At 72.7% G+C, this 14,316-nt stretch carries 11 protein-coding genes; 6 read left to right on the top strand and 5 right to left on the bottom strand.

Annotated elements, in window-relative coordinates; genetic code table 11:
- Positions 1 to 12: 12 nt before the first annotated feature.
- The 4 genes from KLO01_RS07160 to KLO01_RS07145 form a co-directional block, all read right to left on the bottom strand.
- On the bottom strand, positions 13 to 1,677 hold the full coding sequence (locus tag KLO01_RS07160; protein WP_147063593.1) for an alkaline phosphatase D family protein: 1,665 nt from the start codon (positions 1,675 to 1,677) through the stop codon (positions 13 to 15).
- 195 nt (positions 1,678 to 1,872) lie between these two features.
- Entirely contained in the window at positions 1,873 to 2,733 is an 861-nt protein-coding gene (locus tag KLO01_RS07155) for an Fpg/Nei family DNA glycosylase (protein WP_147063591.1), read from the bottom strand.
- A gap of 4 nt (positions 2,734 to 2,737) precedes the next feature.
- A complete protein-coding gene (locus tag KLO01_RS07150; protein WP_147063588.1) occupies positions 2,738 to 3,856 on the bottom strand; it encodes an App1 family protein phosphatidate phosphatase in 1,119 nt (372 codons plus the stop codon).
- A 45-nt stretch (positions 3,857 to 3,901) separates the two neighbouring features.
- Entirely contained in the window at positions 3,902 to 4,663 is a 762-nt protein-coding gene (locus tag KLO01_RS07145; RefSeq protein ID WP_147063586.1) for a GAF and ANTAR domain-containing protein, read from the bottom strand.
- Positions 4,664 to 4,749: 86 nt separating this feature from the next.
- Here KLO01_RS07145 and KLO01_RS07140 point away from each other — a divergent pair, with 86 nt between their 5' ends.
- A complete protein-coding gene (locus tag KLO01_RS07140; protein ID WP_147063584.1) occupies positions 4,750 to 5,832 on the top strand; it encodes a hypothetical protein in 1,083 nt (360 codons plus the stop codon).
- Here the strand turns inward: KLO01_RS07140 and KLO01_RS07135 are convergent.
- A complete protein-coding gene (locus KLO01_RS07135; protein WP_147063582.1) occupies positions 5,822 to 6,565 on the bottom strand; it encodes a VOC family protein in 744 nt (247 codons plus the stop codon). The two genes, KLO01_RS07140 and KLO01_RS07135, sit on opposite strands and share 11 nt — an antisense overlap.
- Positions 6,566 to 6,731: 166 nt before the next feature.
- Between KLO01_RS07135 and KLO01_RS07130 the strand changes: the two genes are divergently transcribed.
- From KLO01_RS07130 to KLO01_RS07110, 5 genes are all read left to right on the top strand, one after another.
- Complete coding sequence (locus tag KLO01_RS07130; RefSeq protein ID WP_147063580.1) at positions 6,732 to 8,759, top strand: PhoX family protein; 2,028 nt, start codon at positions 6,732 to 6,734, stop codon at positions 8,757 to 8,759.
- Between the two features lie 111 nt (positions 8,760 to 8,870).
- Positions 8,871 to 9,299: a VOC family protein gene (locus tag KLO01_RS07125; RefSeq protein ID WP_147063578.1), complete on the top strand. Its 429-nt coding sequence runs from the start codon at positions 8,871 to 8,873 to the stop codon at positions 9,297 to 9,299.
- Between the two features lie 23 nt (positions 9,300 to 9,322).
- Entirely contained in the window at positions 9,323 to 10,870 is a 1,548-nt protein-coding gene (locus KLO01_RS07120) for an ATP-dependent DNA ligase (protein WP_147063576.1), read from the top strand.
- A 61-nt stretch (positions 10,871 to 10,931) separates the two neighbouring features.
- Positions 10,932 to 13,601, top strand: a complete 2,670-nt coding sequence (gene mgtA, locus KLO01_RS07115; protein ID WP_186827951.1) for a magnesium-translocating P-type ATPase — start codon at positions 10,932 to 10,934, stop codon at positions 13,599 to 13,601.
- Positions 13,602 to 13,661: 60 nt separating this feature from the next.
- Complete coding sequence (locus KLO01_RS07110; protein WP_147063572.1) at positions 13,662 to 14,306, top strand: alpha/beta hydrolase; 645 nt, start codon at positions 13,662 to 13,664, stop codon at positions 14,304 to 14,306.
- The last annotated feature ends 10 nt before the right edge of the window (positions 14,307 to 14,316 follow it).

Below are 14,316 nucleotides of genomic sequence, written 5' to 3'. Positions count from 1 at the left end.
GCGCCTGTCGCATCAGTCGGCGTGCGTCTCGGCGGCGATGGTGTCGGCGACCTTCTGCTCGTCGGTGCGCGACGAGCGCAGCTGCCGTTGCGGCGCAGCCTGCTCCTGCTGGAGCCCCCGCACGCCGTCCTCGAGGACGAAGGTCGCCCGGGTGAACACGTCGGCGCCGGGCGTCGTCACCTGGGGCACGCACCGGAACCGGGCGGTCATCTCGGTCGGGGTGATCGTCGTCGAGACGTAGCCGCGCAGGTTGGTCCAGAACCGCAGGTTCGGGTTCCACGCCGCCCACGGGTGGGCGCCGTCGGCCTCGTCGTAGCCGTTGCCGCCCGACGTGATCGACGAGGTGATGAGCTCGGACCCGACCGGCTTGGCGCTGGCGGCCTCGTCGTAGTCGAGGTAGAGGTCGCTGGCCCAGTGGGCGTGGACGTCACCGGTGAGGACGACGGGGTTGCGGACGTCGGCGTCGACCCAGCCCTGGGTGATGCGCTGGCGCGAGGCGCGGTAGCCGTCCCACGCGTCCATCGACACGGTCGTCGCGGCGGTCGGGTCGTTGTCGCGCCGCCCGAAGAACACCTGCTGGCCGAGGATGTCCCAGCGGGCACTCGAGTCGCGGAACCCGTCGAGCAACCACTTCTCCTGCTCGAGCCCGGGAAGCGAGCGCGCCGGGTCGTCGGCGGCCGGGCAGTCCTTGTAGCCGTCGCCGCATGCCTGGTCGGACCGGTACTGGCGGGTGTCCATCATGTGCAGCGTCGCGAGGTCGCCCCACGCGCTGCGGCGGTAGAGGTCGAGGTCGGGGCCCGCGGGGACCGAGCGTCGTCGCAGCGGCATGTTCTCGTAGTACGCCCGGTATGCCGCGGCGCGCCTCTCGAGGAACCCGGGCTGCTCGACGGGGCGGTCGGCGAGGTCGTCGGCGTAGTTGTTGTCGACCTCGTGGTCGTCCCACACGACGAGCCACGGCGCGGCGGCGTGCGCCTCCTGGAGGTCGAGGTCGGTCTTGTACTGCGCGTGGCGCTGCCGGTAGCCGGCCAGGGTCTTGGTCTCCGGGCCGGCGTGGGTGCGGCCGATGCCGGTGCCGCCGCCCTCGTACTGGTAGTCGCCGAGGTGAAGGATGAGGTCGGGGCGCTCCTCGGCGAGGTGGCGGTAGGCCGTGAACCACCCCGCGGGGAGGTTCGAGCAGGACGCGAACGCCATGAGCAGCGACGACGGCGACGAGCCGGGGGCCGGTGTCGTGAGGGCGCGCCCCGACCGTGAGAGGTGCGGGCCGAGGCGGAAGCGGTACCAGTACTCGCGCGCCGGCCGGAGCCCACGCACCTCGACGTGCGCCGAGTGGGCCCACGCAGGGTCGGCCGTCACGGACCCGGCCTTCACGACGTTCGCGAACCGCTCGTCCGTCGCGACCTGCCAGTTGAGCTGGAAGCGCGAGGACGGCATACCTCCCAGCCCGTCTGCCGCGAGCGGGTCGAGCGCGAGACGGGTCCAGATGACGAAGCCGTCGGACTCCGGGTCGCCGCTCGCGACGCCGAGCGTGAAGGGGTCCGAGCGGGGGATGACGGCGGCCGCGGTGGGCCGGGCGTCGGCACGGGGCGCGGCGCCGGCGGCGGTCGCGGCTCCGGCGACGAGTGCGGCCGACCCGACGACGAGACCGGTGCGCAGGGCAGAACGGCGAGTGGTGTCCATGACGAACACCCTTGCGGCGCAGCGCGACCGGCGAACGGCGCTCAGGCGGCGATCGGGTGAACCGTGCGTCTGGGCCGCACCAAGAACCGCGCAGGCCGTCACTCGACCCGACTTTGTCGCGCTCGACCCGACCTGCCGACTCGGGTCGAGCCCAGCATTATCGGGTCACCCGATAATGCTGGGCCCCCGCGATGGCTATTTGAGGAACTTGCTCGTGCGCCGGTCGGCGAGCGGCTTGCCCCCGGTCTGGCAGGTCGCGCAGTACTGCAGCGAGGAGTCGGCGAACGACACCTCACGCACCGTGTCGCCGCACTCGGGGCAGACCTGACCCGTCCGGCCGTGGACCCGCATTCCCTGGCGCTTGGCGTCCTTGAGCTCGGCCGCGGGCTTGCCCGACGCGGCGAGGACCGCAGCGGACAGGGTCTCGCGCAACGCGGCATACAGGCGTTCGGTCTGCTCGTCGTCGAGCTTGGCCGCCATCGCGAAGGGCGACAGCTTGGCGACGTGGAGGATCTCGTCGGAGTAGGCGTTGCCCACCCCGGCGATGATGTGCTGGTCGCGCAGGACGCCCTTGACCTGGGCGTTGCGACTGCCGAGGATCTCGCGGAAGTCGCTGAGCGAGAACGAGTCCGCGAGCGGGTCGGGGCCCAGGGCGGCGATCCCGGGCACCTCGTCGGGCGAGGACACGATGTATGCCGCGAGCGACTTCTTGGTCCCGGCCTCGGTGAGGTCGAAGCCGGACCCGTCGGACATGCGCACCCGCAGCGCGATGGGTGACTTGCCCGGCCGCAGCCGCGTCTGCGACAGCGACTCGGACCAGCGCAGCCACCCGGCGCGGGCGAGGTGGAAGACGAGGTGCGTGCCACCGCAGTCGAGGTCGAGGAACTTGCCGTGCCGCGACACCGAGTCGACCGGCGCCCCGACGAGCGCCTCGGGTGGCGGGTTGAACGTCTTGAGCACCGAGATCGACCCGAGCTCGACGCCGGTCACGGCCAGGTCGGCCGTGCGCGACGCGAGGAAGTCGACGAGCGCCTGGACCTCGGGCAGCTCGGGCATGGCTTCACACTCCCCACATGTCGGAGGCCTCGAGCGCCCTGGCGCCGGCCTCGGGATCGGCGACGTCACCGTCGAGGATGGGCGCGACGAGCCGTGACAACGCATAGCCGTCGTGGGCCCGCACGACCGGCGCCGCGATGTCCTGCGTCGGAGCGGGCGCGAGGTCGTCGTTGGCGACCGGGAGGCCGTGCGAGAGGACCTGCTCGCCGACGCTCAGCTGGCGGATGGCGATGGCGCGCACCGAGTCCGGGCGTCGGGCCGCGAACTCGGTGTAGAGCTTGGGGTCGTTCTGCCCGTCGTCGCCGACGAGCAGCCACTTGACGTGCGGCAGCTCGCGGGCGAGGCGGGCGAGGGCCGACCGCTTGTGGTCCTGCCCCGACCGGAACCACCCCGTGTGCGTCGGCCCCCAGTCGGTGAGCAGCATCGGGCCCGGCGGGTAGCCGTTGCGTCGCAGGAACCGGGTGAGCGACGGCGCGGTGTTCCACGCGCCGGTCGACAGGTAGATGACGGGCATGCCCGGGTGCGAGTCCATGAGCTCGCGATAGAACGTCGCCATCCCCGGCACCGGGCTGCGCGTGCCCTCGGCCTTGACGAAGGTGTTCCATGCGGCGATGACCGGGCGCGGCAGCGACGTCGAGAGCACGGTGTCGTCGATGTCGCTCACGAGCCCGAAGGTCTGGCGGGTGCCGATGATGAGCACCGAGGCGGTGCGGGGGCGGGCCAGCGGCGAGCTGATCTCGACCTGGTGCCACCCGGGGCCGAGCCCGTGCCCGTGGACGACGATGTCGACCAGCCCCGACCGGTCGGTGCGACCGTCGATCTCGCGCTCGCCGATCCGGATCGTCACCGGCACGTCGATCGCGGGCGAGGTGACGAATGCCCGCCACCCGCGGGTCTCCTCCTCGGCCGACCTCAGCGACTGGACGCTGCCGGCGGCGTCACCCGAGGCAGCGCGCATCGGGTCGCGCGACATGAGGACCCGCGCAAGCACCCGGACGAAGCCGACGCTGCCGTAGCCGGTGTGCGGGACGATCTTGGTGCCCCAGCCGCGCTCGCGCAGGGTGTCGCTCTTGCGGCGGTTCCACGCGTCCTCCATCAGCGCGGCGAGGTGGGGACGGGCCATGCACCGACTGTAGTGGGCGACCCCGACGCGGCTGGGCGGCCCGAGTCAGCCGGTGGCGGTGTCGGCCTCGGTCGCCGTCGCCTCGGCCCGCCCGGTCACCCCGGCCACGACCTGCTCGGCGAGCACCTTGACCTTGACGTTGCGAGCCTGCGAGGAGGTGCGCAGCCAGTCGAAGGCAGCGTGCTCGTCGATCCCGCGCAGCGCCATGAGCACCCCCTTGGCCTGCTCGATGACGGCCCGGTTGGCCATCGCCTGCTCGAGCTGGCCGGCGAGGCGCCTCGCCCCGTCGAGCTCGGTCACCGCGACGATCGCGTCGGCGGCACGGGCGGCGGCGACCCGCGCGAGCGAGGCCTCGAACGCGTCGAAGGCGTGGGGCACGGTGCCGTAGAGGTTGAGCGCGCCCACGCACTGGGCACCGCTGAGCAGGGGCAGCGCCATGAGCGAGCGCATCCCGTCCTGGCGCACGGCCTCGGCGAAGAGCGGCCACCGCTCGTCGGCGTCGCCGTCCGCCCCGATGGTGGCGACGACCTCGGTGCGCTCGCGCGCGGCCTCGAGGCAGGGGCCCTGGTCGAGCTGGTACTGCACGGCGTCGATCTCGAGCGTCGTCACGGTCGTGTAGGCCGCGGTGCTCGCGCGGCCGTCGACGAGCAGGGTCACGCCGACCTCGTCGCAGCCCGTGACGTGGGTGCGGACCGCGTTCACGACCCGCGTGAGGTAGTCGCTCAGCTCGTCCACCGACGCGAGGACACCGGAGACGTCGCTCAGCAGGTCCTCGTGCGGGTGCGAACCGGCCTTGATGTCGATCATGCGCTCTCCTCGATCCAAACGTCGGGGCCAGTATCACCCGCGACCACGGCCCCGACGCAAGAGCCTCCGGCTGCGAGGATGCGGCGGTGGTCGACGACGCACAGGTGGACGCGGACCGGGTGCTCGACGCCTTCGGTGCCCGGTGGACCCTCGACACGTCCGCGCTCGTCCCGGCCGCCCGCGAGCGCCTCGACCGGCTCTGGGCGCGGTGCCGCGTCCCGGGCGTCGACGGGTCCGCCGCCGGCGTCGAGCCCTTCGTCGTCACCGACCCGGACCCGTATGCCGTCTCGCGCGCGATCACGCTGGCCTCCCTCCGCCGTCGGCGCGGCACGGCGGTGCTGCTCCACGCCGCCGGCCTCGAGTCGCGGGGGCGCGCCGTGGCGCTCGTCGGGCCGTCGGGCGCGGGCAAGTCCACAGCGGCCCTGGTGCTGGGCCGCGAGCTCGGCTACCTCAGCGACGAGACGGTGGCGGTCGAGCCCGACGGCATCGTCTCGCCCTATCCGAAGCCGGTGTCGGTGGTCACCGACCCCGGCGCCCCGTGGGACAAGCACGAGGAGGGTCCCGACGCCCTCGGGCTGCGGGAGGTGGGCGGGACGGCATACCTGCAAGCGGTCGTCGTCCTCGAACGCGACCCGGTACGAGAGGTGCCGGAGCTCGCCCCGCTCCCCCTGGTCGACGCGGCGATCGCGGTCATCGCGCAGTCGTCGTCGCTGACGCTGCTCGACCGCCCGCTGCACCGGTTGGCCGAGCTGCTGAGCCGGTCGGACGGGCCGTACGTCCTGCGCTACGGCGAGATCGCGCACTGCGTCGACCTCGTGCGGGACCTGCTCGAGGACCGCGAGCGCCCGCCCCGCGAGCCGTGGACCACGACGCCGGGATCCACCACGCACGCGGACACCCACGCGCCGCGTCCTGCGGGCACCCTGACCCGGGCACCGTGGCATGACGCCCTCCACGGCGAGGGCGGTTCGGTCGTGCTCGTGGGCGAGGACGTCGTCCGCCTGGGCCCGGTCGGGGAGGTCGTCTGGACCGCCGCCGAGGCCGGGATCGGCGTCGACGAGGCCGTCGAGGCGGTGGTCGCCGCGCTCGGCGAGCACCCCGACGCCGACCGGCTCGTGCGCGAGCGGCTCGACGAGCTGCTGCGCACGGGGGTCCTGCTCAGCCGCTGAGCGGTGGGCGCCGGGCCGGCAGCAGGCACATCTCGTTGCCGGACGGGTCGGTCATGACCTGCCACGGCAGGTCGCCCCAGTCGTGCTCGTAGTGCCCACCGCCGAGGTCGAGCACCCGCTGGGCGGTCTCGTCGGCGTCGTCGCCGGTCTCGAGCCGGATGTCGAGGTGGACCCGGTTCTTGAGCGAGGGGTCCTTCGCCCGCGGCTCGGGGCACAGCTCGAGCAGCGGCCCACGCCCGCTCCCGTGGCGCAGCGCCCCGGGCATGGCACTGTCGACCGGCACCCACCCGGACAGCTCGGACCAGAAGGCGAGGTCGCGCTCGACGTCGGCGCTGTCGAGCGGCAACGACGACAATGGCCCTGACACGGCATACTCCGGGCGCGCCTCCATGACGCAGAACGGGTTGCCCTCGGGGTCGGCGAGGACGACCCAGGGCACGTCGCGCTGTCCGATGTCGAGGTGGCGGGCGCCGAGCGAGAGGGCGCGCTCGACGACGGCCGCCTGCTCCTGCGCCTCCCCGCCGGAGACCTCGAGGTGCAGCCGCGGGCTCGGCCGGGGTGGCTCGGTGACGAGCTCGAAGCACAGGTCGAGCGAGGGTCCGTCCGGGACCTCGAGCCGGGTCTCGTAGCTCGCGTCCTCGTCGGTGAGGGTCGAGCAGCCGAGCAACGCCTCCCAGAACCGTCCGAGGCGGCGCGGATCGCGGGCGTCGACGACGACGTTCTCGAGGTACATGCCTCCTGCCTACCGTGCGCCCGGCCCGTCGACAAGGTGTCACCCGGCGTTCACCGCGGTGTCGGACCCCGGGCTCGTGCGCTCCATAGCGTCGACGACGGCCGGTTCCCCGCTGGCCTGCCGGCCGGACTCCAACCGGCCCCCTGCCCCCGACGAAGGAACCGACGTGACGACTCCCGCCCGCCTGCTCCCGCTGTTCACCCGATCGCACGAGGGTGGCCGCAGCTCGATGACCTGCCAGTACCGCTGCGGCAACGCCTGCGACCAGGACGTGCCCAACACCTCCGACAACGCGTACTTCGGCGACCTCGTCGCCGAGGGGGTGTCGCGTCGCCTCGCGCTGCGCGCCGGTGGCGCCGGTGCCGCTCTGGTCGGCCTCACGGCCTGGGGTATGCCGTCCGTCGCGGCTGCGCCGTCGGCTGCATCTGCCGCTCCGGGCGACGGAGCCAAGGGCCGCGGCAGGGACCACGGGCTGGGGTTCACCGGCATCGCCCCCACCCCCGCCACGGTCGACGCCGTCAAGGTGCCCGAGGGCTTCGCGTGGGCGCCGATCATCTCGTGGGGCGACCCGTTGTTCAAGGACACCCCGGCGTTCGACTTCGACAACCAGACTGCTGCCGCCCAGCGCGCGCAGGCCGGCTACAACTGCGACTACACGCAGTTCATGCACGGCGGCCCGGGCAACAAGGGCGCCCACAAGGGGCTGCTCGCCTTCAACAACGAGTACACCAACGACGAGCTGATGTTCCGCGGCGTCACGTCCTCGGCCGACCTCACCGGCGACCAGCTCGAGGTCGTCCTCGCGGCCCACGGCATCACCATCACCGAGGTCGAGCGGCGCAACGCCGGCTCGCCGTGGCGCTGGGTCCAGGGCGGCAAGCGCAACCGTCGCATCCACACCGACACCCCCTTCGCGGTCGACGGCCCGGCCGCCGGCTCGGTCCACCTCCGCACCTCGCAGGACCCGACCGGCGAGCGCGTCCTCGGCACGCTCAACAACTGCGCCGGCGGCGAGACCCCGTGGGGCACCTACCTGTCGGGCGAGGAGAACGTCAACCAGTACTTCAACGCCACCGGCGCCCCCGACCCGCAGGGCAGGCTCAGGCGCTACGGCATCACGTCGGGTGGCCGCGGCTGGGAGCGGGTGCGTGACCGCTTCTCGGTGGTCACCGAGCCCAACGAGGTCAACCGGTTCGGCTGGATCGTCGAGGTCGACCCGCAGGACCCGACGTCGACGCCGGTCAAGCACACGGCCATGGGTCGCTTCAAGCACGAGGGCGCCACGGTGACCCTCACCGCGGACGGGCGCGTCGCGGCATACATGGGAGACGACGAGCGGTTCGACTACATCTACAAGTTCCTCTCCAAGGGCACGTACAAGGAGGGCGACAAGAAGCGCAACATGCGCCTGCTCTCCGAGGGCGACCTCTACGTCGCGAAGCTCTCCGGTGACGGCGCCGCAGACGGTGAGTACGACGGCACCGGCCAGTGGCTCCCGCTCGTCGTCGGTGGCGTGTCCAAGGTGCCCGGCTTCACGGTCGAGGAGGTCCTCATCTGGACGCGCCTGGCCGCGGACAAGGTCGGCCCGACCAAGATGGACCGGCCCGAGGACGTGCAGCCCAACCCGGTCAACGGCCGCATCTATGCCGCGATGACCAACAACACCTCCCGCACCCCCGCCCAGATCGACGAGGCGAACCCGCGCGCCACCAACAAGCACGGCCACGTCACGGAGTTCACCGAGGCGGGCGGCGACCACGGCGCGCTGACCTTCACCTGGAAGATCGTGCTCGTCGCCGGTGACCCCAGCGACCCGCAGACCTACTTCAACGGCTACGACAAGAGCGAGGTCAGCCCGATCAGCTGCCCCGACAACGTCGCCTTCGACGCGACCGGCAACCTGTGGATCTCGACCGACGGCATGCCGGGGACGCTCAACCACTGTGACGGCCTCTACGTCATGCCGCTCGAGGGACGTGACAAGGGCCGGCTCCAGCAGTTCCTCTCGGTGCCGGTCGGAGCCGAGACCTGCGGGCCGACGATCCTGGGTCCCGACTCGGTCATCGTCGCCGTGCAGCACCCCGGCGAGGTCACGGGTGCGAGCCCCGACAACGTCGTCTCGCAGTTCCCGTACCGCGGCGACGGACAGCCCCGCCCGTCGGTGATCCACGCCTACCGCCGCCACGGCCGCTGAGGCCCCGACTTCTTGCCCGGTTGGGACGGGCGAGCGCCAGCGAGCGTGTCCCAACCGGGCAATACGTCGATCAGGTTCCGCGTGTCGGGGGGCGGGTCTACGTTGAGATCCATGGCGACGACACTCAACCCCTACATCCAGTTCCAGGACAACGCCCGCGAGGCCATGGAGTTCTACAAGGACGTCTTCGGCGGCGATCTCACCGTCTCGACGTTCGGTGACTTCGGTGGCGGCGACCCGGAGCACCAGGCGCCCGCCGACGGCGTCATGCACGCCCAGCTCGTGGCGCCGGGCGGCCTCACCCTCATGGCCTCCGACACCCCTCCCGGCATGACCTTCTCGGGTGGGTCCCAGATCGCGATCAGCCTCTCCGGCGACGGTGACGAGCTCCGCGGCTACTGGGACAAGCTCTCCGAGGGCGGCCAGGTGCAGGTGCCGCTCGAGAAGCAGATGTGGGGCGACGAGTTCGGCATGTGCGCCGACAGGTTCGGCATCGGCTGGATGGTCAACATCGCCGGCGACCAGCCCGCGGCGGAGTGAGCCTCCCTCCCGGACAGTCCCGTATGCCGTTGGCTCGCCTCGTCGAGACGGCGGAGGCGCTCGCGGCGACCAGGTCGCGTACCGCCAAGACCGAGCTCCTCGCCGGGCTCCTGCGTGACCTCGGGCCCGATGAGGCCGAGGCTGCCGTCGGGCTGCTCCTCGGCCGGCTGCGTCAGGGATCGATCGGCCTCGGATACCGCACGGTCGGTGCGGCCCGCACGGCCGCGGAGCCCGCCGCCGAGCCGTCGCTGTCGGTGAGCGACGTCGACGCCGTCCTCGACACGATCGCCGGGCTCGGTGGCTCGGGCTCCGCCGGAGCGCGCAACGACGAGCTCGTCGTCCTGTTCTCGCGCGCCACGGCGGCCGAGCAGGACCACCTCGTACGCGCCATGACCGGTGAGATGCGCACCGGCGCCCTCGAGGGGGTGCTCACCGACGGGCTGGCCCGCGCGGTCGGGCTGCCGCTCGCCGACGTCCGCCGGGCCGTCATGCTCAGCGGCTCGCTCGCCGGCACCGTCCGCGCCGCACTCGCCGACCCCAGCACCGTGGCCGGGATCGGGCTCGCCGTGCTCACCCCCGTGCAGCCCATGCTCGCCTCGACCGCTGCCGACGTCGGCGCCGCCCTCGAGGTCACCGGTGAGGCGTCGGTCGAGCACAAGCTCGACGGCGCCCGGATCCAGGTGCACCGCAGCGGCTCCGACGTCCGCATCCACACCCGGTCGCTCGCCGACATCACCTCGCGGGTCCCCGAGATCGTCGAGGTCGCCCTGTCGCTGCCGGTCGAGTCGGTCATCCTCGACGGCGAGACGCTCATGCTCGACGACGACGGGTCGCCGCGCCCGTTCCAGGACACGATGAGCCGGTTCGGCACCGACGAGAGCGGCGCCGAGCAGGAGCAGGCCCGGGTGCTCGCACCGCGGTTCTTCGACGTGCTCCACCTCGACGGCGAGGACCTCATCGACCGGCCCCTGCGCGAGCGGCTCGAGGCCCTCGAGAGGATCGCGCCGGCATACCGGATCGAGGGTGAGGTGACCACGGACCCCGCCGTCGCGGACCGCATCTCGCGCGAGGCGCTCGCCGCCGGCCACGAGGGCGTCATGGTCAAGGGCATCGACTCGACCTATGCCGCCGGGCGCCGCGGCAAGCACTGGGTCAAGGTCAAGCCGGTCCACACCTACGACCTCGTCGTGCTCGGGGTCGAGCGTGGGTCCGGCCGGCGCCAGGGGTGGCTGTCCAACCTCCACCTCGGCGCCCGCGACCCCGAGGGCGAGTTCGGTCCCGAGGGCGGGTTCGTCATGGTCGGCAAGACCTTCAAGGGGCTCACCGACGAGCTGCTGCGGTGGCAGACCGAGACCTTCCCCGAGCTCGGCACGGACGACAACGGCTGGGCACTCATGATGCGGCCCGAGGTCGTCGTCGAGATCGCCATCGACGGGGTGCAGCGGAGCTCGCGCTACCCGGGCGGTGTGGCGCTGCGGTTCGCCCGGGTCAAGCGCTACCGCGTCGGTGACGACGCCAAGCCCGCCGGCGAGGCCGACACGATCCAGTCGCTGCGAGCCCTGCTGCGCTGACCCCCGCCACGGTCCTGCCGGAACCGGCCCGGCGCGGGTCGGGGCGCGCCCATACTCAGGTGTGACCGGTCCGCCCCCGACCGACGTTGCGTCCCGGCTGTCGGTCGAGACCGCTGCGACACTGCCCGCGGGTCGGGTTCTCGTCGAGCTGGGGTCGCGCGCCTCGGGCCTGACCTCCGACGAGGTGGCCCTGCGGGCCGCGGCGGTCGGCCCCAACGCCGTGCGCTCCCACCACGCGAGCCCCTGGTCCGTCCTCGCCCGCCAGCTCGACAGCCCGCTGCTGTGGCTGCTGCTCGCCGCCGCGGCCGTGTCGGCGCTCGTGGGCGAGGCGCCGGATGCCGTCATCATCGGCCTCATCGTCGCGGCCTCGGTCGGGCTCGGCTTCGCCAACGAGTACCGCGCCGAGCGCGCCGCCGAGGCCATGCACTCCGGGATCCGGCACGAGGTCGCGACCCTGCGCGACGGGAGGGCCGTCACCGTCGCCGTGACGCACCTCGTGCCGGGCGACGTCGTGAGGCTCGGCGTGGGCGCCATCGTGCCCGCCGACGTGCGGGTCCTGTCCGCGAACGACCTCGCGTGCGACGAGTCGATCCTCACGGGCGAGTCGGCACCGGCGGAGAAGTCCGCCGACCCGGTGGCCGGTGGCACGCCGCTGGCCGAGCTGTCGTCGTGCCTGTTCATGGGGACGGTCGTCCACGAAGGGTCGGCGGAGGCCGTGGTCGTCGCGATCGGCGGCAGGACGCAGTTCGGCCGGATCGCGGTCGGACTCGGCGAGCGCCACCCCCGGACCGAGTTCCAGCGCGGCCTCGTCCGCTTCTCGGGGATGCTCGCCAAGGTCGGTGGCGTCCTCAGCGCCACGATCTTCGTGACGAACGTCGCCCTCGGGCGGCCCGTCATCGACGCCGTCCTGTTCTCGCTCGCCGTGGCCGTGGGCATCACGCCTCAGCTGCTGCCTGCCGTGGTGTCGACGAGCCTGGCCACCGGGTCGCGCCGCCTCGCGGACAAGAAGGTGCTCGTCAAGCGTCTCGTGTGCATCGAGGACCTCGGCGACATCGACGTGCTCTTCACCGACAAGACCGGCACGCTGACCGACGGGCACCTCAGCTTCGACCGGGCGGTGGGCCCGGCGGGTGACGCGAGCGCCGACGTGCTCGTGCTCGGCCTGGTGTGCAACGAGGCCACACCCGACGGCGACACGGCCGTGGGCGGCAACTCGCTCGACGTCGCCCTGTGGGAGGCGCCGGGTGCCGGCGCCGACCTCGTGCGCGGCTTCCGCCGGGTGGCCATCGCCCCCTTCGACCACCGGCGGCGGTGTGTCTCGGTACTCGCCGACCACGACGGTGGGCGCCTCCTCGTCACCAAGGGCGCCCCCGAGACCGTTCTCGAGCGCTGCACCTCCGTCACCGACGACGCCCTACGCCTCCTCGAGGCCGAGTTCGGTGCCGGGCACCGGGTCGTCGCCATCGCCACCAGGCCGGCGCCCGGCGCCACCGCGATTACCGCCGACGACGAGGCCGGACTGACGCTCGCGGGCTTCCTCGTCTTCCTCGACCAGCCGAAGCCGTCGGCCGCTGCCTCGCTGGACCGGCTCACCGGCCTCGGGATCACGGTCAAGATCGTCACGGGCGACAACCCCAGGGTCGCCGAGACGGTCTGCCGCACGCTGGGGCTGACCTCCGGCGGGACGCTCACGGGCGCCGACCTCGACGCCATGGACGACGCCGAGCTGTCCGCCGCGGTGGCGGGCACGACGATCTTCGCCCGCGTCAGCCCGGAGCAGAAGGCCCGGATCCTCCGGGCCCAGCGCGGGGCCGGCTCGGCCGTCGCCTTCCTCGGCGACGGTGTCAACGACGCCCTCGCGCTCCACCACGCGGACGTCGGCATCTCCGTCGACTCGGCCACGGACGTCGCCAAGGACGCCGCCGACATCATCCTGCTCGACCGCGACCTCGACGTCCTGGCCGACGGGGTCGCCGAGGGTCGGCGGATCTTCGCCAACACCATCAAGTACGTGCTCATGGGCACGTCGTCGAACTTCGGGAACATGTTCAGCGTCACCGTCGCCGCCGCGTTCCTGCCGTTCCTGCCGATGCTGCCGTTCCAGATCCTGCTCAACAACCTGCTCTACGACGCCGGCCAGATGACCATCCCTACCGACCGGGTCGACGAGGAGCAGCTGGCGCGTCCCTCGCACTGGGACATCGGCTTCGTCCGCCGGTTCATGGTGCGCTTCGGACCGATCAGCTCGGCGTTCGACTTCGCGACGTTCGCAGTGATGCTGTGGGCCTTCCACGCGAGCGCGCCCGAGTTCCGCTCCGGCTGGTTCGTCGAGTCCCTGGCCACCCAGACCCTCATCGTGTTCGTCATCCGCACCCGCCGCGTCCCCTTCTTCCGGAGTCGTCCGTCGAGGCCACTCCTCCTCTCGGTGCTCTGCGTGGTGGCCCTCGGCACCGTCATCCCGGCGAGCCCGGTCAACGACGCCCTGGGCTTCGCCCCCCTGCCCGCGGCGTTCTTCGCCGTGCTCGCGGCCTTCGTCGTCGCCTACCTCGCTGCCGTCGAGGTCGCGAAGTACGCGTTCTACCGGGCCACCTCCCCCACGACGGCGCAGCCGCTGCAGCGCGACCACGAGCACCGGGTCCACCGCCTCTCGGCGCGCTGGAGCCACCACCGGCCGCTGCCCACCCGTGCCGGGGCCGACACCAAAACGCCGCTCCGTTCGTTGCCCCGGTGACGGGCCGCGACCTCGCGAGCCCGACCCATCCCCGCACCCGACCGACTCCGAAGAGACCTTGTGGCCACACCGACTCCTTCGCTGACCCGCCTCGACGCCCCCGGCACGCCCGGCTCCGTCATCCTCATGCTCCACGGCGGCAAACCCCGCTCCCACGACCTCGTCGACAACCGGAGCGCCTCGTGGCAGCGCTCGGCCTGGATGGCCCGCGCCATCGAGGGCCGGGCCCACGAGGCCGGGGCGAGCGTGTGGCTGCTGCGCTACCGCGAGCGCGGCTGGAACGGCGGTGGTGACCGCACCGAGGACGCCCGCGCCGCCCTCGACGAGGTCCGCGCCGCACACGGACGCGTGTCCGTCGTCCTGCTCGGCCACTCGATGGGCGCCCGCGTCGCGGTGCACGTCGCCGACCACCCGTCCGTCACCGGCGTGGTCGCCCTCGCGCCGTGGTGGTCCGAGGCCGACCCCGTGCGACGGCTGGCCGGTCGCACGCTCATCGCCGCCCACGGCCGTCGCGACCGGATCACGTCGTTCACGCACACCCGCCGGTTCGTCGAGCGGGCGAGGTCGGTCGCGACCTCCGCCGAGCTCGTCGACATGGGCATGCTCGGCCACTACATGCTCGGCCGGGCCGACCGGTGGAACGAGGTCGCCGTCGAGTCCTCGCTCCGCATCCTGGCGCCGGGCACCCGCACCCCCACCGACTGACTGCCGGTCG

Origin of the sequence: Knoellia locipacati (assembly GCF_007992835.1) — a bacterium.
In the GTDB taxonomy this organism is placed as follows: domain Bacteria; phylum Actinomycetota; class Actinomycetes; order Actinomycetales; family Dermatophilaceae; genus Knoellia; species Knoellia locipacati.
This window is presented reverse-complemented; position numbering and strand designations above follow the sequence as displayed.